The sequence below is a fragment of the Azonexus sp. genome (genome assembly GCF_041909095.1).
Classification (GTDB): domain Bacteria; phylum Pseudomonadota; class Gammaproteobacteria; order Burkholderiales; family Rhodocyclaceae; genus Azonexus.
This window is the reverse complement of record NZ_JAYREB010000015.1, coordinates 21,028-42,347: the sequence shown is the minus strand read 5'-3', so window position 1 is coordinate 42,347 and position 21,320 is coordinate 21,028. Positions and strand designations below refer to the sequence as shown.

The 21,320-nt window shown below is 66.0% G+C and carries 14 protein-coding genes; 5 read left to right on the top strand and 9 right to left on the bottom strand.

The features are described 5' to 3' along the window. Positions 1–3,405, top strand: a 3,405-nt coding sequence (locus ACE3OV_RS18010) for a VCBS domain-containing protein (RefSeq protein ID WP_374328891.1), incomplete at its 5' end; no start/stop codon positions are given. Between the two features lie 65 nt (positions 3,406–3,470). Here ACE3OV_RS18010 and ACE3OV_RS18005 read toward each other — a convergent pair. Both ACE3OV_RS18005 and ACE3OV_RS18000 read right to left on the bottom strand, forming a co-directional pair. Beyond that, positions 3,471–4,166 carry a Crp/Fnr family transcriptional regulator gene (locus ACE3OV_RS18005; RefSeq protein WP_374328890.1) on the bottom strand — a complete coding sequence of 232 codons (696 nt, stop codon included), beginning with the start codon at positions 4,164–4,166 and terminating at the stop codon, positions 3,471–3,473. A gap of 27 nt (positions 4,167–4,193) precedes the next feature. After that, positions 4,194–6,113, bottom strand: coding sequence for a sigma-54-dependent Fis family transcriptional regulator (locus tag ACE3OV_RS18000; RefSeq protein WP_374328889.1), 1,920 nt, complete (start codon positions 6,111–6,113; stop codon positions 4,194–4,196). A gap of 271 nt (positions 6,114–6,384) precedes the next feature. Here ACE3OV_RS18000 and ACE3OV_RS17995 point away from each other — a divergent pair, with 271 nt between their 5' ends. From ACE3OV_RS17995 to ACE3OV_RS17980, 4 genes are all read left to right on the top strand, one after another. Then, positions 6,385–7,905 carry an aldehyde dehydrogenase family protein gene (locus ACE3OV_RS17995; RefSeq protein ID WP_374328888.1) on the top strand — a complete coding sequence of 507 codons (1,521 nt, stop codon included), beginning with the start codon at positions 6,385–6,387 and terminating at the stop codon, positions 7,903–7,905. 111 nt (positions 7,906–8,016) lie between these two features. After that, positions 8,017–9,168: an L-threonine dehydrogenase gene (gene yiaY / locus ACE3OV_RS17990; RefSeq protein WP_374328887.1), complete on the top strand. Its 1,152-nt coding sequence runs from the start codon at positions 8,017–8,019 to the stop codon at positions 9,166–9,168. 73 nt (positions 9,169–9,241) lie between these two features. Next, positions 9,242–9,604, top strand: coding sequence for a DUF779 domain-containing protein (locus ACE3OV_RS17985; protein WP_374328886.1), 363 nt, complete (start codon positions 9,242–9,244; stop codon positions 9,602–9,604). A 47-nt stretch (positions 9,605–9,651) separates the two neighbouring features. Then, positions 9,652–10,947, top strand: coding sequence for an NYN domain-containing protein (locus tag ACE3OV_RS17980; protein WP_374328885.1), 1,296 nt, complete (start codon positions 9,652–9,654; stop codon positions 10,945–10,947). Positions 10,948–11,752: 805 nt separating this feature from the next. On the opposite strand, the gene ACE3OV_RS17975 is transcribed toward ACE3OV_RS17980, so the two are convergent. Genes ACE3OV_RS17975 through ACE3OV_RS17945 form a run of 7 tightly spaced genes read right to left on the bottom strand, consistent with a single transcriptional unit; the run spans position 11,753 to position 21,316 of the window. Next, positions 11,753–11,938: a hypothetical protein gene (locus tag ACE3OV_RS17975; protein WP_374328884.1), complete on the bottom strand. Its 186-nt coding sequence runs from the start codon at positions 11,936–11,938 to the stop codon at positions 11,753–11,755. A 17-nt stretch (positions 11,939–11,955) separates the two neighbouring features. Further along, positions 11,956–12,534 (bottom strand): electron transport complex protein RnfA, encoded by a 579-nt coding sequence (locus ACE3OV_RS17970; RefSeq protein ID WP_374328883.1) that lies wholly within the window; start codon positions 12,532–12,534, stop codon positions 11,956–11,958. Then, on the bottom strand, positions 12,527–13,165 hold the full coding sequence (gene rsxE, locus ACE3OV_RS17965) for an electron transport complex subunit RsxE (protein ID WP_374328882.1): 639 nt from the start codon (positions 13,163–13,165) through the stop codon (positions 12,527–12,529). The genes ACE3OV_RS17970 and rsxE overlap by 8 nt, the downstream gene beginning before the upstream one ends. Beyond that, complete coding sequence (locus tag ACE3OV_RS17960; RefSeq protein WP_374328881.1) at positions 13,162–13,863, bottom strand: FMN-binding protein; 702 nt, start codon at positions 13,861–13,863, stop codon at positions 13,162–13,164. Before ACE3OV_RS17960 ends, rsxE begins: the two co-directional genes overlap by 4 nt. After that, positions 13,863–15,026: an RnfABCDGE type electron transport complex subunit D gene (locus ACE3OV_RS17955; RefSeq protein WP_374328880.1), complete on the bottom strand. Its 1,164-nt coding sequence runs from the start codon at positions 15,024–15,026 to the stop codon at positions 13,863–13,865. Before ACE3OV_RS17955 ends, ACE3OV_RS17960 begins: the two co-directional genes overlap by 1 nt. Beyond that, on the bottom strand, positions 15,023–16,384 hold the full coding sequence (gene rsxC / locus ACE3OV_RS17950) for an electron transport complex subunit RsxC (RefSeq protein ID WP_374328879.1): 1,362 nt from the start codon (positions 16,382–16,384) through the stop codon (positions 15,023–15,025). Before rsxC ends, ACE3OV_RS17955 begins: the two co-directional genes overlap by 4 nt. Positions 16,385–16,390: 6 nt before the next feature. Further along, positions 16,391–21,316, bottom strand: a complete 4,926-nt coding sequence (locus ACE3OV_RS17945; protein WP_374328878.1) for a 2-oxoacid:acceptor oxidoreductase family protein — start codon at positions 21,314–21,316, stop codon at positions 16,391–16,393. Positions 21,317–21,320: the final 4 nt, after the last annotated feature.

Here is a 21,320-nt window from a genome sequence, read left to right as displayed (position 1 = left end):
GAAGCGGTGTTCCAGACGAGCGGCATCGTGGCCAGCGCCGGTGCGCTGGGCAGCCTGTCGATCACGACCACCGGCGACTGGACCTACACGGTCCCGAACGCCGACGTGCAATACCTGGGCGCTGGCGAAACCAAGGTCGAAACCTTCACGGTGAAGACGGCGGACGGCACCGAGCACGACGTGGTGATCACGATCACCGGCACCAATGACATCCCCGATGTCCGTGGTGACGATCCGTCCATCCTCGGCGATCAACTGCGCACGCCGGAAGACACGCCGCTGACCATTCTGCCGTCGGCGCTGCTGGCCAACGACAGCGATGTCGAAGGCGATCCGTTGAGCGTGGTCGGCGTCGCTAGCGTGGCTCGCGATGCCGGTGGCAATCCGGTCGGTACCGTGACGGCGACCTTCGACGGCAACGGCAACGTGGTCAGCATCGAATTCACGCCGAGCAAGGACTACAGTGGCGAAGCGATGTTTGATTACACCGTTTCCGACGGCCAAGATACGGCGAGCGCGACGGTAACGGTCGACGTGACGCCGGTTGCCGACACGCCGCTGGTGACGATCCAGATTGGCGACGCGGTGACCAACAACGTCACCATCGACAACACCAACGTCCTGGCGGGCGCGGGCTTCACTGTCACCGCCTACAACCTGGACGGCAGCACCGGTACGGTCAGCGTCGTCGACAACGGCGGTTCCACCGGCAATGTGACGGGTTTCGGTGTCGACCAGGTGTCGTCTGGTGCCGATAGCGAAATCGGCAACGTGGCAGGTGTTTCCGAAAAGGTCCGGGTGAGCTTCGACGATCCGGTGTCGAGCGCGACGATCCAGCTCGCCTGGCTGCATTCCAGCGAACGGGCCAGCTACACGCTGTACGATAGCGTCGGCAATGTGATCGGCCAGGGCACGATGAACGGCGTGACCGACGTGCTCGACTCGCCCTTCACGGTGGTCAGCGACAATGGTCAGCAGATCAGCTACATCGAGTTCAGCGCCCCGCGCGCTGGCGACGATTACCTGATCCACTCGGTCACCTTTGCCCAGACCAAGAGCCAGGACCTGACGATCACGGTGACGCCGCAGGACATCGACTACTCGGAAGATGTCGCGACGGTCACGGTGGCGGTACCGGCTGGCGTCACGTTGTCGCATGGAACGCTGAATCCGGACGGGACCTGGACCTTGCCGCTGATCAGCGACGGTGCCTACACCGTCACCATCGATCAAGTCACCAAGGCGGTGCAGATCACCGGCCTGACCATGACGACGCCGGTCGAAATGACCCAGTCGATGACCGTGACGGTCACCGCGACGGCGCGCGACGGTTCGGATCTGGCCGACGGCTCGGCCTCGATCTCGACGGTGGGTCTGCTCACCAGCATCGCGACGGTGTCCGAGGAAGGTCTGGCGACCGGCAATGCCGACAACAACGGCAGCCCGGATACCACCGATGCAGTTGTTGCCAGCGGTACGCTGAACATTTCCGGCGATGGCGACCTCAGCATCACCTTCACGCCGCCGGCCGACCTGACGTCGAACGGTACGGCGCTGAACTGGGTCACCACGACCGTCGGCGATGCCACCATCCTGACCGGTTCGGCCAATGGTCAGGACATCCTGAGCGTGACCGTGCAGCCGGACGGTGCCTACCAGGTTGAACTGAAGGGCGCGCTCGACCATCCGGTGACGGACCTTGAGGACATGCTGCGCCTGGATATCGGGGTGACGGTGAGCAACGGCGTCAACAGCACGACGACGCCGCTGACGGTGCTGGTCGAAGACGATGCGCCGCAGGCCAACCCGGTCGACGCCATCTTCTCGCCGTCGCCGATTTCGACCAACCTGTTGATCACGCTCGACCTCTCCGGCAGCATGACCGATTCCTCCGGGGTCGGTGGGCTGAACCGCCTGCAACTCTCGAAGCAGGCGATTTCCGACCTGATCAACCGTTACGAAAACCTCGGTGACGTGATGGTCCAGCTGGTGGTCTTTGCCACCACGGCGAGCGCGCCTTCCAGCGTCTGGATGACGGCGACGGAAGCCAAGTCTTATCTGGCGACCCTGGCGGCAACCGGGTCGACCAACTACGACGCGGCGCTGGCGCAGACGATGAGCAGCTTCAGCACGGCGGGCAAGCTGCCCGACGGCCAGAATGTTGCCTACTTCCTTTCCGATGGCAGCCCGACGACCGGTGACGGCAACAGCAGCCAGCTGAACAACGTTTCCGCCTCCGGCGACAACGGCATCCAGGAGCTAGAAGAAAACCTCTGGACGGACTTCCTGAAGCTGAACGACATCAAGTCGTACGCGATCGGGATCGGTACCGGCGTGTCGACCACCAACCTCAACCCGATTGCCTACGACGGCATCACCGAGACCAACCTCAACGCCCAGGTAGTGACCGACCTTTCGCAACTGCAGAGCACCCTGGCTGCCACCGTGCCGCTCAGTCCGCTCAACGGTTATCTGGCCGGCAACTCCAGCGCCACGCTGGGTGCGGATGGCGGTTACGTGAAGCAGATCGTGATCGACGGGACGACCTACGCCTACGATCCGGACAGCGGTCTGACCGTCACCGGCACCAACCGCAGCGTCTACGATGCGGCCAACGCGGTGCTGACGATCACCAGCCTGAACGGCGCGACGCTCGAGGTGGAACTGAACACCACCTATTACGAGTACACCGCACCGGCCATCGTTAACAGCGGTTATGTCGATACCATCGACTACACCCTGGCGGACAACGATGGCGATACCGCCAGTTCGCAGGCCAACATCACCGTGACCTCCAATACGGTGTCGGTCGAACAGAACCTGGTCGGAACTTCCAGCGGCGATACGCTGACGGGTGGCGTCGGCAACGACTTCATCCTCGGCGAGGGCGGCAACGACACGCTGCGTGGCGAGGATGGCGATGATGTGCTGTTCGGTGGTGCAGGTAACGACACGCTGCTTGGCGGTGCTGGCAACGACATCCTGATCGGCGGTGCCGGTAACGATATCCTGACCGGTGGTCTGGGGGCTGATACCTTCAGGTGGGTGTTGGGCGACCGCGGAACCACGCAGACGCCAGCGATCGACCGGGTGACCGACTTCAACGGTGCCGAAGGCGACGTGCTCGACCTGCGCGATCTGCTGAACGCGCCAGCCAACGCGACGCCTGCCGAGCTCGACAACTTCCTGCACTTCCAGTACGACGGCAGCAACACGACGATCTACGTCAGCACCAGCGGCAACTTCTCGGATGGCAATACGGCGAGCGGCCTGCCCAGCAACGTGGCCAGCAACGACGTGATGCAGATCGTCCTGGAAGGGGTTGATCTGGTCGGTGGCGGCAGCCCGTCGGATCAGCAGGTGATCCAGAACCTGTTGAACCAGGGGCGTCTGCTGACCGATTGATCCACCGCGTCGGCAATGCAAAAGGGGCTGGTTGATCCAGCCCCTTTTTTTTAAATCTGCCGGTTTCAGGCCAGGTTGGCGCGTAAGCGTGCGATGTCCGGAATTTCAATTTCCCGGCCGTGCACGACGATCAGTCCTTCGTCGCTCAGTTCGTGCAGGATGCGCGAGAAGTGTTCCTGGGTCAGGTTGAGGCGGGAGGCGACGATGCCCTTGGTGGTCGGCAGGGCGAGCCGGGCCGTATTGCCCGGTGCGTTACAGGGCGCCAGTTCGCGCAGCAGGTAGGCGACGATGCGTTCCTTGCCGGAATGCAGCGCATAGCCTTCCAGGTCGTTGACCATCTGGTGCAGGCGGATCGCCATGCTGGCAAGCATCTTGCGCGCCAGCTTCGGGTCCTTGGCCAGTTCCTCGTCGACCGTGGTCTTGGCGACGTGCAGCAGGTGGGAATCGGCGAGCGCCTGGGCGTCGACGATGTAAGGCGACTCCATGAACATCAGCGCTTCGCCGAAGCTCTGGCCGGGGCGGATCACCTCGACCACCTTCTCGTTGCCCTGGGCCGAGGTGAAGGCGAGCTTGATCTGGCCGGAAAGCAGCAGGTGGAAACCGAGACAGGGGTCGCCGCGGTGGAACAGCAGGCTGCCCTTGGCGGCGCGAATTTCCCGGCTGCCGCGGGCGATGCGGTCGATCTCGTCGGGCGACATGTTGGAAAACAGTGGCAGGTCGGCGAGCAGGGCGTGGATTTCTGGTCTGGGTAGCTTGGTCATCGTCGTTTCCTGGGGTGGGCCGGCAGCTCAGGCGCGCTCGCCCTTCAGCTTGCGGTACAGGGTCTGCCGGCTGATGCCGAGCTGGCGGGCGGCGGCGCTGAGGTTGCCGGCATGGTCAGCGACTGCCTGGTGGATGGCGGCCAGCGACAGCGCGGCAAGGTTGCGCTGGGCGGGCTCGGCGTTGCTGCGGCAAGGCTGGGCGGGCGCGCGGTGCAGGGCGTCGACCAGGTCGTCGGGCAGGTGCGGCCAGTCGATCAGCGATTCGCCGGGGTCGAGCATGGCGCAGGCGGTGCGCAGCACGCTGGCCAGCTGGCGAAGGTTGCCGGGCCAGGCGTAGCCGGCGAGGCGGTGCTGCAGCGCCGGTTCGATGGCGAGCGGGGCATCCGGGAAGAACTCGCCGAGCAGCTTGTCGCACAACGCGGCGAAGTCGTTGCGTTCGCGCAGCGCCGGCAGGTTCAGGGTGAGGCCGTTGATCCGGTAGTAGAGGTCGCTGCGGAACTGGCCGCTGGCGCTGGCTGCCGGCAGGTCGCGGTGGGTGGCGCAGATCAGCGAGAAACGGACATCGACCGCGACGCCGCCACCGAGCGGCAGCACCTTGCGCTCCTGGAGGACGCGCAGCAGCCGGGTCTGCAGCGCCAGCGGCATGTCGCCGATCTCGTCGAGGAACAGGGTGCCGCCTTCGGCCTCGCGCAGGCGGCCGATGTAGCCTTCCTTGCGGGCGCCGGTGAAGGCGCCCGGTTGGTAGCCGAAGAGTTCGGCTTCGATCAGGTTTTCCGGCAGCGCGGCGCAGTTGATGGCGACGAAGGGGCCGTTGCGTTGCGGCGACGACTCGTGCACGGCGCGCGCGAACAACTCCTTGCCGACGCCGGATTCGCCGCTGAGCAGCAGCGGGATGTCCTTGCCCAGGATGCGCCGCGCCTTGTCGGCCGCCGCCCGCCAGCGCAGGTCGCCGGTGTCGAGGGCGGTCAATGCGTCGTTGGGTTGCGGGCCGGCGCTTTTCGGCACCGACAGGGCGCGCGGTTCGTGGCCGTCGATCCGCGCATAGATCGTCCTGCCGTCGTGGCAGTGCAGGGCGAGCACCTGCCCGGGGCGGCGCCGGTTCTGGGCAATGAGGTCGCCAATCCGGGTGTCGATGGCGCGGAACAGCGGGGTGCCGCCGATATCGGCGGCGGAGAGACCGAGCAGGCGCAGCGCGTTGCGGTTGGCGCCGACGATCCAGCCGTCCTCGGAAAGGGCGACGATGCCTTCGGCGACGGTGCCGATGCCGGCCGGGTCCGGGTGCAGGTAGAGGCGCAGGTGGCGGCGGCAGGCGTCGGCGACCAGGCGGTTCTCGATCATCCGGGCGGCGGTATTGACCAGGCCCAGGGTGTGCGGGTGGCGGCTGCGGCGGTCGCCGGAAATGTCGAGGATGCCGAGCAGTTCGCCGGTGGCGGAGACGATAGGCGCGGCGGCGCAGGTGAGGAAGGTGTTGCGCTCCAGAAAATGCTCGTCGCCGTGGATTTCGATGCCGGACGCCTCGGCCAGCGCGGTGCCGATGGCGTTGGTGCCGCGCTGCCGTTCGTCCCAGCAGGCGCCGGACATCAGCGCGACGCGCTCGGCCTTGCCGAGGAAATCGGTGTCGCCCAGCGTGTGCATGAGAACGCCGTGATTGTCGGCGAGGACGACCAGGCTGTGACTGTGGCGGACCTGTTCGAACAGGTATTCCATGATCGGCCGCGAGTGGTTGAGCAGTTCGCGGTTGCGCCCCAGGGCGCGGCCCAGTTCGCCGGCCGTCAGATTGTCCGGGACGGCCAGGCGGCCGGTCGGCGTCAGGCCGGCGGCGAGGCTGCGCCGCCAGGAGCGGGCCAGGCGTTCGTCGATTGCGCTGTCGGAAAAGTTGCCGCCGTCGAGCAGCTTGAGCCTGGCCTGACGCAAGAGCGGGCCGGCCAGCGGGGGATTTGCGTGCATCGGGATTGTCTCCTTGTCGGGTCGCGGCCCGTTTTTTGCCGAGTATAGGCCGCATGCCGGGCGATGCAAGCCTTGCGCGAGCAAAAGTGTCCGCCTGTTCCAGATTGTTACACCTGTTTCTGTCTGCAACGTTCCGGCAACGATCTCCGGCTCGCGGACTGGTGAGATAAGTCAATTAAATCAGACGCCTGCAATGCTGGCACGGGCCTTGATAGGGAAATGCCGCCAACAGGCAAGCCATTTACCGATCCGTAAAAGACGAGGAGACAAAATGATCTACGCAGCCCCCGGCACCGCTGGTGCAAAAATCGCCTACAAGGCCAAGTACGACAACTTCATCAACGGCCAATGGACCGCGCCGGTCAAGGGCCAGTACTTCGACGTGGTGACCCCGGTCAACGGCAAGGTCTACACGCAAGCCGCCCGCTCCACCGCCGAAGACATCGAACTGGCGCTCGACGCTGCCCACGCCGCCTTTCCGAAGTGGGGCAAGACCGACGCCGCGACCCGCTCCAACATCCTCCTGAAGATCGCCGATCGCCTCGAAGCCAACCTCGAACTGCTCGCCTACGCCGAGACCGTCGACAACGGCAAGCCGATCCGCGAAACCCTGGCCGCCGACATCCCGCTCGCCGTCGACCACTTCCGTTACTTCGCCGGCTGCCTGCGCTCGCAGGAAGGCGGCATCTCGGAAATCGACGAGAACACCATGGCCTATCACATCCATGAGCCGCTCGGCGTCGTCGGCCAGATCATCCCCTGGAACTTCCCGATTCTGATGGCCGCCTGGAAGCTCGCCCCGGCGCTTGGCGCCGGCAACTGCGTGGTGCTGAAGCCGGCCGAATCGACCCCGATCTCGATCCTGATCCTGGTCGACCTGATCGCCGACCTGCTGCCGCCGGGCGTGTTGAACATCGTCAATGGTCTGGGCCGCGAAGCCGGCATGCCGCTGGCGACGTCCAAGCGCATCGCCAAGATCGCCTTCACCGGCTCCACCGCCACCGGCCGCGTGATTGCCCAGGCCGCCGCCAACAACCTGATCCCGGCCACCCTGGAACTGGGCGGCAAGTCGCCCAACATCTTCTTCGCCGACGTCATGGACAAGGATGACGGCTTCCTCGACAAGGCGATCGAAGGTCTGGTGCTGTTCGCCTTCAACCAGGGCGAAGTCTGCACCTGCCCGAGCCGCGCCCTGATCCAGGAATCGATCTACGAGAAGTTCATGGAAAAGGCCTTGAAGCGCGTTGCCGCGATCAAGCAGGGCTCGCCGCTCGACACCGAAACGATGATGGGCGCGCAGGCCTCGCAGATCCAGATGGACAAGATCGAGTCCTACCTCAAGCTGGGCAAGGAAGAAGGCGCCGAAGTGCTGATCGGTGGCGAACGCGCCCACCTCGGCGGCGACATCGAAGGCGGTTACTACATCCAGCCGACGCTGTTCAAGGGCCACAACAAGATGCGCATCTTCCAGGAAGAAATCTTCGGGCCGGTGCTCGCGGTGACCACCTTCAAGGACGAAGCGGAAGCCCTGGCGATCGCCAACGACACGCTCTACGGCCTCGGCGCCGGCGTCTGGAGCCGCAACGGCAACGTCGCCTACCGCATGGGCCGCGCCATCCAGGCTGGCCGCGTCTGGACCAACTGCTACCACGCCTACCCGGCGCACGCTGCCTTCGGCGGTTACAAGGAATCCGGTATCGGTCGCGAAACGCACAAGGTCATGCTCGACCATTATCAGCAGACCAAGAACCTGCTGGTCAGCTACGCGGAACAGAAGCTGGGCTTCTTCTAAACCAGCCACTGACGCCCGCCTCGAGCGGGCGTTTTACCAAACACCGGCCGGTCGGCGGATTCAAGGGGAAAGCCGCGCGGCCGGCTTATCGTTTCAAGGAGAGCATGCAAGATGGCACAAAGCGCGTTTTTCATTCCCGCCGTCAACCTGATGGGCGAAGGCTGTCTCGCGACAGCCGTCCAGTCCCTGGGAGGATACGGTTACCGGCGGGCGCTGATCGTCACCGACAGCTGGCTGGAAAAAGCCGGCGTCGCCGCCCGGGTGGCGGGCCTGCTGGCGCAGGCCGGGATCGGCGCCGAGATTTTTGCCGGCGCCCAGGCCAACCCGACCATCGGTAACGTCGAAGCCGGCCTGGCCCAGCTGCGTGCCGCCGATTGCGACTGCGTCGTCTCGCTCGGCGGCGGTTCGCCGCACGACTGCGCCAAGGGCATCGCGCTGGTCGCCGCCAACGGCGGCAGCATTGCCGACTACGAGGGTGTCGACCGCTCGGCCAAGCCACAGTTGCCGCTGATCGCGATCAACACGACGGCCGGCACGGCCAGCGAAATGACGCGCTTCTGCATCATCACCGACGAGGCGCGCCACATCAAGATGGCCATCGTCGACCGCCACGTGACGCCGCTGCTCTCGGTCAACGACCCGCTGCTGATGCTGGCCAAGCCGCCGGCACTGACCGCGGCGACCGGCATGGACGCGCTGACGCATGCCGTCGAAGCCTATGTCTCCATCGCCGCGACGCCGATCACCGACGCCTGCGCCTTGAAGGCGGTGACGATGATCGCCGCCAACTTGCGCCAGGCAGTGGCCGACGGACAGAACGTCGGCGCCCGCGAGGCCATGGCTTATGCCCAGTTTCTTGCCGGCATGGCCTTCAACAACGCCTCGCTCGGCTATGTGCACGCCATGGCGCACCAGCTCGGCGGTTTCTACAACCTGCCGCACGGTGTCTGTAATGCGGTGCTGCTGCCGCATGTCGAAGCCTTCAACGCGGCGGTCGTTCCCGAGCGGCTGGCCGATGTCGCGGCGGCGATGGGCGTTGCCCTCGATCATGCCGGCACCGCCGAGAACGCCGCCCGTTGTCTTGATGCGATCCGCCGCCTGGCTGCCGATGTCGGCATTCCCAAGGGACTGCTCGAACTCGGCGTCAAGGAAACCGACATTCCGACGCTGGCCGCCAACGCACTGAAGGATGCCTGCGGCCTGACCAATCCCCGGCGCGCCGATCAGGCCGACATCGAAGGCATTTTCCGCGCCGCCCTGTAGTTTTGCTGTAGTCTCTGCGTGCCCTTGCGGGCTTTACCGGGGGCCTGGTGCCCCCGTTTTTTTGGAGAAGACCATGGTCGATCGCGTTACCGCCACCCCGGCAGCCCTGGCCCTGATTCAGCAACTGCAGGACCAGTACGGCGCTGAACTGATGTTTTACCAGTCCGGCGGCTGCTGCGACAACAGCAGCCCCAATTGCTACCTGCCGGGTGAGCTGACCATCGGCCCCTACGATGTCCATCTCGGCGAAATCGGCGGCGTGCCTTTCTACATCAGTGCTTCGCAGTACGAGTACTGGCAGCATACGCAACTGATCATCGACGCCGTTGACGGCCAGGGCGGCACCTTCTCGCTCGAATGCGGCACGGGGAAGAGCTTCATCACCCGCTCGCGCCTGTTCACCGACGAGGAAGCGGCACAATTGCAGGGCAGCTGAGCTTGCCGGCGGTATACTGGCCGCCTTCTACAAAACGGATCGACTTCATGGCCGCCAACGATACCGCCAGCATGGCGCTTTTCTGCGACTTCGAGAACATCGCGCTGGGCGTGCGCGACGCGCAGTACGAAAAATTCGACATCCGCCCGGTGCTTGAGCGTTTGCTCGCCAAGGGCAGCATCGTCGTCAAGAAAGCCTATTGCGACTGGGAGCGTTACAAGGGCTTCAAGGCGGCGATGCACGAGGCCAACTTCGAACTGATCGAAATTCCGCACGTCCGCCAGTCCGGCAAGAACTCCGCCGACATCCGCATGGTCGTCGATGCGCTCGATCTCTGCTACACCAAATCGCACGTCGACACCTTCGTCATCATCTCCGGCGATTCCGACTTCTCGCCGCTGGTTTCCAAGCTGCGCGAGAACGCCAAGAAGGTGATCGGCGTCGGCGTCAAGCAGTCCTGCTCCGACCTGCTGGTCACCAACTGCGACGAATTCATCTACTACGACGATCTGGTACGCGACCGCGAAGCCGGCCGTGGCCAGCGCCGCGAGCGCGAGAAGCGCACGCCGGAAGAGGAAGCCAAGCGCAGCGCCAAGGTCGAGGAACGCAAGGCCAAGGCCATCGAACTGGTGGCGGCGACCTTCGCCGACCTCATGGCCGACCGCGGCGAAGCCGAACGGATCTGGGCCTCGGTGCTCAAGGAAGTGGTGAAGCGGCGCAACCCGGGTTTCAGCGAGAGCTATTACGGCTTCCGCACCTTCGGCAACCTGCTCGAAGAGGCCGCCGGCCTCGGCTTGCTGGTGGTCGGCCGCGACGACAAGTCCGGCACCTACGTCACCCGCGCCCGCGCCCACGATGGCGAGGCCCCCAGCCCGGAAACAACAACGCCGGAAGTCGTGAGCGTTGAGCCGCTCGCGCCGCCTGCCGATGCCTCTGAAGCGGTCGCCTCGCCTGCACCGACCTCGGCGGCCGAGGAGAAGCCGGCCGCGCGCCGGCGCGGTGGCCGCCGCACCCGCAAGGAAAACCGCGAGGAAGGCATCGCCATCGGTGAAGTACTGGCACAGGAAGCCGCACCGCTGCCGGTCGTCGAGGAGACTCCCGCCGCGCCGGCCGTGCCTGAGCCGCCGGCGGTCGAGGCAGCCGCCCCGGTCGAAGCGCCGAAGAAAGCCCAGCGCGGCGCGCGCCGGACTTCACGCAAGCGCAGCGAAGCCGTGATCGCCGAAGCTGCCCCGGCAGCCGTTCCCGCCGAGCCGGCTGCCGAAGCCCCCGTCAGCGACAAGAAACCGGCCCGCAAACCCGGCCGCAGTCGCAAGGCCAGGAAGTCGGAAGAGGGCGAGGCTTAAACCTCGGCGCGGGCGGCCGGCAGACGCCGGCCGCTGCCTCCTGTTTTTCTCTGCCTTGGGCGCTGTTTTTCGCGCCTGATGCGTGGGCGTGTTTGGTTTCTGAGGCGCCGGGTTCCGCCGTTGACCGGCGGGCGTACTTTTTCTTGTGTGGCCAAGAAAAAGTAGCCAAAAAGAAGGCCACCCCTAGGTCGGCGCCCGCTACGCGGGTTCCCTGCGCTACTCGGGCAGTCGGGCGGCTGGCTAAACTCGGCCCTGCGGGCCTCAGACAACGCCAGCCGACGGCCCCCGACTACCCTGCGTTGCTCGGCGCCTCCCAAGGGGCCCGGCAAACCGATCGTAGCTGGAGGGAGGACGGCTTTCTCATCCGCCAGTTTTCGTGAACCGCTGGTTTTCGGGGCCCCCATGTGGAGCGCCGAGCAACGGAGAAGGGCCGGGGGAAGTCGGCGAGCACTGTCTGAGCCGCGCAGCGGCGAGTTGCGCAGCCGCCCGGCCCTTCGAGTAGCGCAGGGGAGTCGGCGCAGCCGACCGCGTAACCTGGGGTGGCTTTCTTTTTGGCTACTTTTTCTTGGCCACGCAAGAAAAAGTACGCCCGCGCGTCAGGCGCGGAAAACGGCGCATCAAAAACCAAAGCCGCCCGCCGGTGACCAGCGGAAAACAGCGGATCCGAAAACCAAACGCCCGCCCGCGCACCTTGACCGAAGGATGTGCTTTCTTTTTGCTTCACTTCGCCAAGAAGAAGACGAACAGAGGTTGGTGGCGGCGCGGGTGCTTTGCGTTGCTCGGCGCCACATTCAGGGACACGATCTCAGCAGCAGTTGTTGCGCTCTTTGCAGCTGTCGCGGCCGGCGCAGCAGCTGCAGCCGTTCTCGTTGTCGCGGAAGGGGGCCAGTTCGGGATGGCGGTTGCGGAACCAGGCGTACAGGCGGTCGATCAGGATGCCGCCGAGCAGCAGGGTGAACAGGATGGCGCAGGTCAGGAGCAGTTGTTGCATCGGAATTTCCTGCCGTCTCAGCCGCCGATGCCGGCAAAGCCCATGAAGGCGAGCGAGAGGACGCCGGCCAGCATCAGCGTCATGGCGGTGCCGGTGAGGACGCCGGGGACGTTGGACAGTGCGACGCGTTCGCGGACGCTGGCCATCAGCACCAGGGCCAGCGTGAAGCCGGCACCGCCGCCGAGGCTGAAGGCCAGCGACTGGGCGAGGTTGTATTCGCGTGCGGTCTGGAACAGCGCGACGCCGAGCACGGCACAGTTGGTGGTGATCAGCGGCAGGTAGATGCCGAGGGCGCGGAACAGCGCCGGGCTGTATTTCTTGAGCACCATTTCGACCAGTTGCACGGCCGAGGCGATGATCACGATGTAAGAGATCAGGCGCAGGAATTCGAGTTGCAGGCTGCTCAGCAACAGGTTGAGTCCGTAGGCGCAGAGCGAGGCGACCAGCATCACGAAGGTGGTGGCGATGCCCATCGGGAAGGCGGTCTTCAGTTTGCCGGAGACGCCGAGGAAGGGGCAAAGGCCGAGGAACATCGCCAGCACGAAGTTGTTGGCGAGCAGGGTGTTGATGAAGATCTGGAACAGGCTGTCAGGCATGGTGCCGGGCCTCCACGGGTTTTGCCGCCTGGCGCCGGGCGCGCCAGGCGAAGAAGAGCAGCCAGCTGCCGAGGACGAAGAAGCCGCCGGGCGGCAGCAGCATGATCACCCAGGGCTGGAAGCTGGCGCCGAACAGGCCGATGCCGAACAGGCTGCCGGCGCCGAGGATTTCGCGGACGACGCCGAGCGAGAGCAGGGCGATGGTGAAGCCGGCGCCCATGCCGGCGGCGTTGATCATCGCGCTCAGCGGCGGGTGTTTCGCGGCGTGCGCTTCGGCGCGGCCGAGGATGACGCAGTTGACGACGATCAGCTGGATGAAGGCGCCGAGTGCGTCATAGAGGGCGAGGCTGATCGCCTGGATCAGGTAATCGACGGCGGTGACGAAGGTGGCGATGATGACGATGTAGGTGGCGATGCGCACTTCGCGGGGAACGATGTGGCGCATCAGCGAGACCAGCAGGCAGGAGCAGACCAGCACGAAGGTGGTGGCGATGCCCATCGAGATGGCGTTGGTGGCGGAGACGGTGACGGCCAGCGCCGGGCACATGCCGAGCACCATGACGAAGATGGGATTCTGTTGCCAGATTCCCTCCATGAACTCTTCCCATTTCTCGGTCGTGGTCTGGGTCATTGTGGCTTTCCGATCTGGTCGAGGTTGGGGAGCAGCGTCGGCAGCAGGGCCTGGGCGGTGCTGTCGATGGCCTTGCCGACGGCGCGCGAGGTGATGGTGGCGCCGGTGATGGCGTCGATCTGCCAGGGCTGGTTCTTGCTGCCGTGGCGGACGGTGATGATGCGGTTGGCGAGCACCGTGCGCCCGGCGTCGAGCCTGGCGTCGAGGGCCTTGAAATTGGCGAGGAACTGGCGGTTGCTGATCACCTGGTCGCCGATGCCCGGCGTTTCGCGCATGGCGATCACGCTGAAGCCGCGGATGCACTCGCAGGCCGGGTCGTAGCCGAACATGACGCGGACGTTGTCGGCGTAGCCCTTGGCGCTGCCTTCGGCGGCGATGCCGGCGAGCTTGCCGGCGGCGTCGTAGGCGGCGAAGAAGCGGCGGGCGCCGGCCGCTGGCTGCGCGCCGCTGGCCGGGGCGATGCTGGCGCCGGGACCGGCGTCGTAGGCGGCGATCGAGGTGGCGCCGGGAACGACGCGGAATACCGAGCGTTCGACGGCCAGCCGCTTGTTGGCGCTGACCGCGTCGAATGTGCCCTGGTAGCTGCCGACGATGATCAGGCCGCAGATGCCGGAAACCAGGCCGAGCGTGCGCAGCATGGCGGCGGTCGGGGTGGCCGGGCTGGCCGGGGGCGGCGGGGGAGCGGAGATGGCGTTCATCAGGGCTGGCCTCCGTCCTTGTCCGGCTTGTTCTTCAGGATTTTCTTCTTGGGCGTCACGGCGGCGGCCTCTTCGCGCGAGATGTAGGCGGGCGTCAGCGGGTAGGAGGCACCGCGCCGCTTTGGTTTGAGCAGGGTATGGCGGCCGAACGGCAGTGGCTGGGTGATGCGCTCGATCAGCGGCGTTGCCGCGTTGCCGATCAGGATCGCGTACATCACCCCTTCGGGCAGGCCGCCGTAATAGCGGATGAGCACGGTGAGGACGCCGATCAGCGCGCCATAGACCCACATGCCGCGTGGCGTCACCGGCGAGGTCGCCATGTCGGTGGCCATGAAGACGGCGCCGAGGACCAGGCCGCCGGCACAGAGGGTGAAGAAGGGATCGGGATAGCGGGCGCCGTCGATCAGGTGCAGCGCGCCGGCCAGCGCGGCGGCGCTGCCGAGCACCGCCAGCGGAATCCGCCAGTCGAGGAAGCGGCGGGCGGCGAGGTAGCTGCCACAGGCGACGATCAGCAGCGGCGCGGGGCCGACCGCCAGATGGCTGCCCAGCGAGGTGAGCAGTTCCAGCGGGCCGCCACTGATGCCTTCGAACTTCCAGCGGGCGAGCGGCGTCGCGCTGGTCAGCGCGTCGATCTGCAACTGTGCCAGCCAGGCCGTGGTGTCGGGCGGCACCATCAGCGGCCAGGCGAGCGACGACGGGATGAACTCGGCGAAGCGCCCCGGCAGCAGGGCCGGCGTGTAGCTGGCGATGGCGGTGGGAAAGGCGGCCTGGACGAAGGCCCGGCCGAGCAACGCCGGGTTGAAGGTGTTGTGGCCAAGGCCGCCGAACAGCCCCTTGCCCAGCGCGATGCCGATGCCGCCGGCGACGGCGCCCATCCACAGCGGGAAGCCGGGCGGCAGCGTGAGCGCCAGCAGGAGGCCGGTGATGGTCGCCGAATAATCGCCGAGGCGGCCGGACTGGGTGCCGGTGGCGATCAGCCAGCGTTCGGTGAGCAGACAGGCGGCGGTGACGACGACGATCAGCGCCAGCGCCGAAATGCCGTACTGGAAGACGAAGAAGGCGCAGATCGGCAGCAGCGCGTACACCACGTTGCGCATGATCTTCTCGACGCTGCGTGGCCCCTTGACGTGGGGTGCCGGACGGATTTCGATGCTGGCGCTCATGCCGCGGCCCTTTCCCGCAGAACCTGCTTGGCGACCCGGAATTGCTGCACCAGCGGAATGTTCGACGGACAGACGTAGGTACAGCAACCGCACTCGAAACATTCGCCGAGGTGGTAGTGGCTGCCCATGGTTTCGTACTGGCGCTTGGCAGCGAGCATGCCGAGGGCCGACGGGTTGAGCCCCATCGGACAGGACTCGACGCATTCGCCGCACTTGATGCAGGGATAGCTGTGCCGCTCTTCGCGCCGGGCCAGGTCTTCCTGACGGAAGACGAGGACACCGGAGACGCCCTTGGTGACAGGCACCTCGAGGCTGGCGATGGCCTGCCCCATCATCGGCCCGCCGAGGATCACCTGGCGGGCCTCGGCGGGTGCGCCGGCGTAATCGAGAATGAACTTGAGCGGCGTGCCGAGCGGCACCCGGTAATCGCCGGGGCGGGCGACGCCGGGGCCGGTGATGGTGACGACGCGTTCGGTCAGGCCGCGCCCCTGCGGCAGCAGACGGCCGAGCGCGGCCAGGGTGCCGACGTTGTGCACCACCATGCCGAGCGAGACGGGCAGCGTGCCGCCAGGGATTTCATGGCCGAACAGCGCCATGATCAGCATCTTTTCCGAGCCTTGCGGGTACTTGGTTGGCACCTGTTCGACGAAGATTTCCCCTTCGGGCAGGGCGCCGGCCTGGCGGATTGCCGCGCTCACCGCCTGCGCCGCGTCCGGCTTGTTGTCCTCGATGCCGACGATGGCTCGGCGGGCGCCGGTGATGCGCATCGCGTAGCGGATTCCCTGCACCAGGTCGGCGGCTTCCTCGATCATCACCCGGTGGTCGCAGGTCAGATAGGGTTCGCACTCGCAGCCATTGACCACCAGCGTATGCACGTGCGCCTGCTTGGGCACGGACAGCTTGGCGTGGCTCGGAAAGGCGGCGCCGCCGAGGCCGACCATGCCGCTGTCCCAGACCATCTGCAGCAGTTCGCCCGGGCTGGCGCTGGACAGGTCGCGTGGCAGTCCCCAGAGGTCTTCCTGGGTGGCGCCGGCCTGGGCGTCGATGACGATGGACGGCAGCCAGGGGCCGCGCGCCGACGGGCGCAGTTCGATCGCCTTGACCACGCCGGTTACCGGCGCGTGGTGCGGCACCGCCAGCCAGTCCTCGGCGCGCGCCAGCGGCTGGCCGCGGACGACCGTTTCGCCGACCCGGACGATCGGCTTCGGTGCCTTGCCGATGTGCTGCGCCAGCGGCACCACCACCTGCGCCGGGTAGGGCAGGCGGCGGATCGGCCGCGTCGCCGTCGCCTCCTTGTGCGGCGGCGGGTGGATGCCGCGCTCGAACAACTCGCCGCGAAAATAGCTGAGCAGTTTCATGGCCGGTCAGTTGAACTTGGCGGCGCGCCCGAGCAGCTTGTCGAGCCCGGGTTCGGCCGGGTTCGCCGGGCTTCCCGGATGGATGCAGCCAGCCGTGCACTTCTCGGCCGCCTTGACGATGTCGGCGAATCTGGCGCCCTTCGGGTTGCCGATCACCACCTTGCGCTCGCTGTTATAGACGAAGACCTTCGGGGCGATTGCCACGCATTCGTCGCAGGCCGTGCATTCCTGGGTCTCGACCCAGCAGGGTTCGAAGCCGTCGGCGTTGGCGGCCGGCTGGCCGCTGCCGGCGACCACCGCCGGGCTGGCCGGGGCGGCGCTGTCGGCGCTGACACCGAGGCTGGCGGTGATGCGGGCGATCAGTTCGGCGCGCACCTGTTCGGCGACCGCCGCCGGATCGACTTCTTCAGCGCGGCCAAGGCCGGCGACGTCCTTCAGCTGGCGCCAGAAGTCGCGTCTTTCTTCGCTCGAGCGGACCAGCTCGGCGGAAACCAGCAGCCGGGTCAGGCGATTCTTGCGGTCGACCGCCCAGATATAGGGGAACTTGCCGTCGCGTTCGTCCTCGGCCAGCTTGAGGAATTCGGCCAGGGCGATCATGTCGTCGTTCCAGGTTTCCGGCGGCGCCTTCTTGAACTGCTTGGCGAAGCGCGCTTCGGTCGCTGCGAAGTCGGCGAAGGTCATCGGCAGTTCCATGGCCTGCGCGGCGCCGTTTTCGTCGACGTAGTTCAGGCGGTAGCTGGGCCAGTCGGCTTCCGGCGCCGGGTTGCCGTCGAGGCTGACCGACTCGGAGAAGGCGACGCCGGCGTCGGGGTCGAACTTGAACAGCGGATAGGCGCGACCTTCGACGGCGAGCTTGCTCTGGGCGACGCTGCGGTCGTCGCCGACGCCGTGTTCGGGCGGGCAGACGGCGTAGATGTTGAACAGCGCCGGGCGCCGCGAGTTGATGCCGTCGATGAAGCCTTCCAGCATGTGGTTGACGTGGGCGATGGTCGACTGCAGCACGTAGGCGGTGCGGTGCGCCATGGCGATCAGCGAGATTTCCTTGCGTGTCTCCTGCTTGCCGTGCATGGCCTTACCGTAGGGCGCCATGTCGGAAACCTGGCCGGTAAAGCCGGAGGTGCAGGCCTGGCCGCCGGTGTTGGAATAGACCTGGGTGTCGACCACCACTACCTTGATCGGCATCCCCGACATCAGCGCCCGCGACAGGTTCTGGAAACCGATGTCGTACATCGCGCCGTCGCCGCCCAGGCTGACCACCGGCGGACAGAGCTGCCATTCGTCGGCGGAGAACTGCTTCCATTCGAAGCGGCGGAAGAAGTCTTCATGGATCGCCGGGTTGTATTCGCCGGCCAGTTCCAGCTCGGCCATGCGCACTGCCTTGAAGCCGTCGGCCATTTTCGCCATGTGGCCTTCGAAAAGGCCCATGGCAACCGACGGCGAGTCCTGGAACAGGTGCGAGGTCCACGGGAAGGGGTAGGGGTGGTAGGGGTAGGTGGCACCCCAGACCGAGGTGCAGCCGGTCGAATTGACCATGCCCATCTCGGCGCGGCCGCGCTTGGACGGCCCTTCGACATAACGCCAGCGCAGATCCTTGAGGCGTTCCAGCACTTGCGCGACATTGCGCATCCAGGCCGGGTCGATCGGTTGCGACGGCTTGCCGGCGGAGACCGAGTCGGCCAGCCGGCCCAGCGTCAGGTCGCCGTCGCGGGCGGCGTCGACGGCGGCGATCATGGCCCGGGTGTCGCCGACATCCATCGATTCCGTGACCTTCATCCGGATGCGTTGCTCAAGGCCGGCGATCAGCCGGTCGAGCCGCTCGACAAAGGCGGCCACGCGCGGTTGCATCAGGGCCGTGATGGTCGAGGTGAACAGGTGGATCGTCGTCTTCTCGCCACAGCCCAGGCAGGCGCCGTCGCCGCAGGGCATGGCGTTGTAGTTGTGCTTGTCGAGGAGCAGGGTTTCCAGGGCGCCGATCTTTTCGTCGAGGCTGTCGATGCGGCTGTATTCCTTCGGCGTGGTCGGCAGGTCGAGCCACAGGCGCCAGTCCTGGCGCAGGGTTTCGACGCTGTCGTCGGTCTGCGTCACCATCGTCAGCGCCTGGTCGGCGCAGACGTCGACGCACAGGCCGCAGGCCTTGCAGGTGTTGGGATTGACGGTGATCGAGAAGAGGCCGCCGGCACCTTTTTCCTTTTTCTCCTTGTTGCTCCAGTAGGGCTTGGTGGTGGCGAACTTGAAATCGCCCAGCTGGGTCTGGAAGAGTGCGAACTCTTCGGCCATTTTCTCCTTGTCCTCGGCGGGGGCCTCGTCGAGCGTCGCGGCGATCGCCTGGTCGATCAGCGCGCGCACCGGGGCGCCGTCGCCGTCGATCATGGCGCGCAGCTTCTTTTCTACCGTGCGCACGGCGCGTCGCAGATGGCGGGTCGGCCGACCGGAGATTTCGACACGGCTGACGACGGTGTTCAGCACGTCGCCGACATTGCTGACCAGACCGGGAATCGCGCTGTCCGGACAGACCGTGTAGCAGTTGCCGCAGGCGGTGCAGTTTTCCGCAGTCCACACCGGGTGCTCGAAGCGGATCCCGCTCATGTCGCGGAAAACGCCGGTGGCAGCGGGAATCAGCGAAACACCGATGAAGGGATCGACGAGGTTGTCGTTGCCCTTGCCGGTGGCGTAGAAATGGCCGGTCTGTTCCCAGAAGCGGTGGATGTCGGCGATCTTGCCGTCACCTTCCGGCATCTGCCGCAGCATGATCGGCAGGCCGGCGTCCTTTTTGGCGATCTGCTGGCGGGTGGCGCCGACTTCCTTGGCGGTGATTTCGGTCAGTTCGCTGAAGCCGCGACGGACCACGCTCAGGTTGTTGCGTACGACGGCCGCGCCCTTGTCGCCGAATTTGTTGCGCAGTTGGCTTTCGATCGCCGCGAACAGCTTGTCCTCGCTCAGGCCGGCGTCCTGCATCAGCGGGCTGGCGGCGAAGAAGGCGCCCTGGAAGGCGTTGCCCTGCATGCGCAGTTGCAGTTCGGGACTGCCGGCTTCCTCGCGGGCGATGGCGAAGGCGTCGAGGTGGAAGACGCGGATGCCGTTGTCGACGATGAATTTCTGCGCCCAGAGCGGGAAGCTTGCCCAGGTTTCGTCACCGAGGTTGGACTGGATGATGAAGACGCCGCCCTTCTTCAGGCCTGACAGCGGGTTGGAATGGCCGAAAACGTAGGGGTCGGGCGACAGCACGACGTCCACGTAGACATATTCGCAGTTGACGCGGATCGGCTCCGGCGCCGCCGAGAGGTAGTAGGTGGTCGGCTGGCCCTTCTTTTCCGAACCGTATTTCGGGTTGGCCTTGATGTCGTAGCCGAGCAGTTCGAACAGGGTGACGGCGAGGTTCTTGCCGGTGGTGATGGCGCCCCAGCCGCCGACCGAGTGCATGCGCACGGTGATTGCGCCCTGCGGCAGCAGGTTGGGGTTCTCGGAACCGCGCAGCGCCATTTCGCCGATCTTCGGATAGGCTTCCCGGAGCTGCTGCTGGTGCACCTCGTCCTTGGGATTGAGCGGGTCGCGCACGAAATCGACCGACAGGTAGTAGAACTTGCGGCGGGCGCCTTCCGGCAGCATGTTCTCGACCGCGGCAATCAGCGCTTCCGGTTGCATGTCGCGCGAGCCCAGGCCGTAACAGCCGGAATAGAGGCGGGGCAGGTCGCCGCCGGCGTAGGCGGCGTAGCCGGGGAAGGGGCGTTCATCGTCCTGGCTGGCGCCGTTTTCCAGGCACTTGCTCAATGCCGCGCGCACTTCGCGCATCAGCGGCAGGTCTTCGGCCATCGGCTGGTCGGTGCGTTCGAGCACGGCGACGCCCTTGCGACCGCGCAGCACCTGGCCCAGCAGATCGCCCGGGAAGGGACGGAACATCGTGATGTTGACGACGCCGACCTTGAGCTTGCGCGTCTGGCGCAGGTAGTCGGCGACGGCTTCCGCCTGGACAACCATGCTGCCCATGCCGACGATCAGGTAATCGGCATCGGCCGCCTGGTAGGTGCTGATGCGCTCGTAGCGGCGGCCGGTCAGTTCGGCGAATTCGGTCATGCAGCGGGCGCTCAGGGTTTCGACATGGTCGAAGAAGTAGGGGCGCTGGCCGGCCACCGCCTGCATGTAGGCGTCCTGGTTCTGCACGGTGCCGGAGACCATCGGCAGATCGACGTCCCAGATGGCCGGGATGCGCCGCCGCTTCGGGCCGTAAAGCATGGCCTGGGCGGGGGTCGGGGTGTCGATCAGGTCGTCGGGACGGCCGAGGAATTCGGCGATCAGTTCGCGTTCGGGGAGCAGCGCCGATTCGATCAGGTGCGTGGTCAGGAAGCCGTCCTGGCCGACGATGGCCGGCGTCAGCGAGAGTTCGGCGAGCTTGCGGGCGATCAGGTTGAGGTCGGCGGCTTCGGTGGCGTTCTTGGCCATCACCTGGATGAAGCCGGTGTCGTCGACGCAATGGTAGTCATCGTGGCTGCAATGGACGTTCAGCGAGGCTTTGGTGATCGCCCGGCAACCCATGTTGAGGACGTAGGGCAGGCGCTTGCCGACGGCGCCGTAGAGCGATTCGTGCATGAAGGCGACACCCTGCGCCGACGAGAAGTTGACGGCGCGCAGGCCGGTCATCGACATGCCGGCGGTGACGCCGGCGGCGGCGTGTTCGGATTCCGGCTCGACGAAGATCAGCGGCCGGTCGGAAATGTTCAGATGGCCCTGGCTGGCGGCTTCGGCCCAGTATTCGCCCATCTGCGTGGACGGCGTGATCGGGTAGGCGCCGGCGGCGTCGGAGGCTTCGCGTTCGACGTGGATGACCGCCGTGTTGCCATCGACCGCGTCGCGAATGCCGGGGTACTTGACGGCGCGGCCCGTCGCCGGCTGACTGTCGCTGGCGTTGGTGGCGGACTGGAACAGCTTCTTGAACATGGTG

Coding starts and splice junctions, on each gene's coding strand:
- ACE3OV_RS18005 (WP_374328890.1), bottom strand. CDS start 4,166: ATGACCAAGCTACCCAGACCAGAAATCCACGCCCTGCTCGCCGACCTG.
- ACE3OV_RS18000 (WP_374328889.1), bottom strand. CDS start 6,113: ATGCACGCAAATCCCCCGCTGGCCGGCCCGCTCTTGCGTCAGGCCAGG.
- ACE3OV_RS17995 (WP_374328888.1), top strand. CDS start 6,385: ATGATCTACGCAGCCCCCGGCACCGCTGGTGCAAAAATCGCCTACAAG.
- yiaY (WP_374328887.1), top strand. CDS start 8,017: ATGGCACAAAGCGCGTTTTTCATTCCCGCCGTCAACCTGATGGGCGAA.
- ACE3OV_RS17985 (WP_374328886.1), top strand. CDS start 9,242: ATGGTCGATCGCGTTACCGCCACCCCGGCAGCCCTGGCCCTGATTCAG.
- ACE3OV_RS17980 (WP_374328885.1), top strand. CDS start 9,652: ATGGCCGCCAACGATACCGCCAGCATGGCGCTTTTCTGCGACTTCGAG.
- ACE3OV_RS17975 (WP_374328884.1), bottom strand. CDS start 11,938: ATGCAACAACTGCTCCTGACCTGCGCCATCCTGTTCACCCTGCTGCTC.
- ACE3OV_RS17970 (WP_374328883.1), bottom strand. CDS start 12,534: ATGCCTGACAGCCTGTTCCAGATCTTCATCAACACCCTGCTCGCCAAC.
- rsxE (WP_374328882.1), bottom strand. CDS start 13,165: ATGACCCAGACCACGACCGAGAAATGGGAAGAGTTCATGGAGGGAATC.
- ACE3OV_RS17960 (WP_374328881.1), bottom strand. CDS start 13,863: ATGAACGCCATCTCCGCTCCCCCGCCGCCCCCGGCCAGCCCGGCCACC.
- ACE3OV_RS17955 (WP_374328880.1), bottom strand. CDS start 15,026: ATGAGCGCCAGCATCGAAATCCGTCCGGCACCCCACGTCAAGGGGCCA.
- rsxC (WP_374328879.1), bottom strand. CDS start 16,384: ATGAAACTGCTCAGCTATTTTCGCGGCGAGTTGTTCGAGCGCGGCATC.
- ACE3OV_RS17945 (WP_374328878.1), bottom strand. CDS start 21,316: ATGTTCAAGAAGCTGTTCCAGTCCGCCACCAACGCCAGCGACAGTCAG.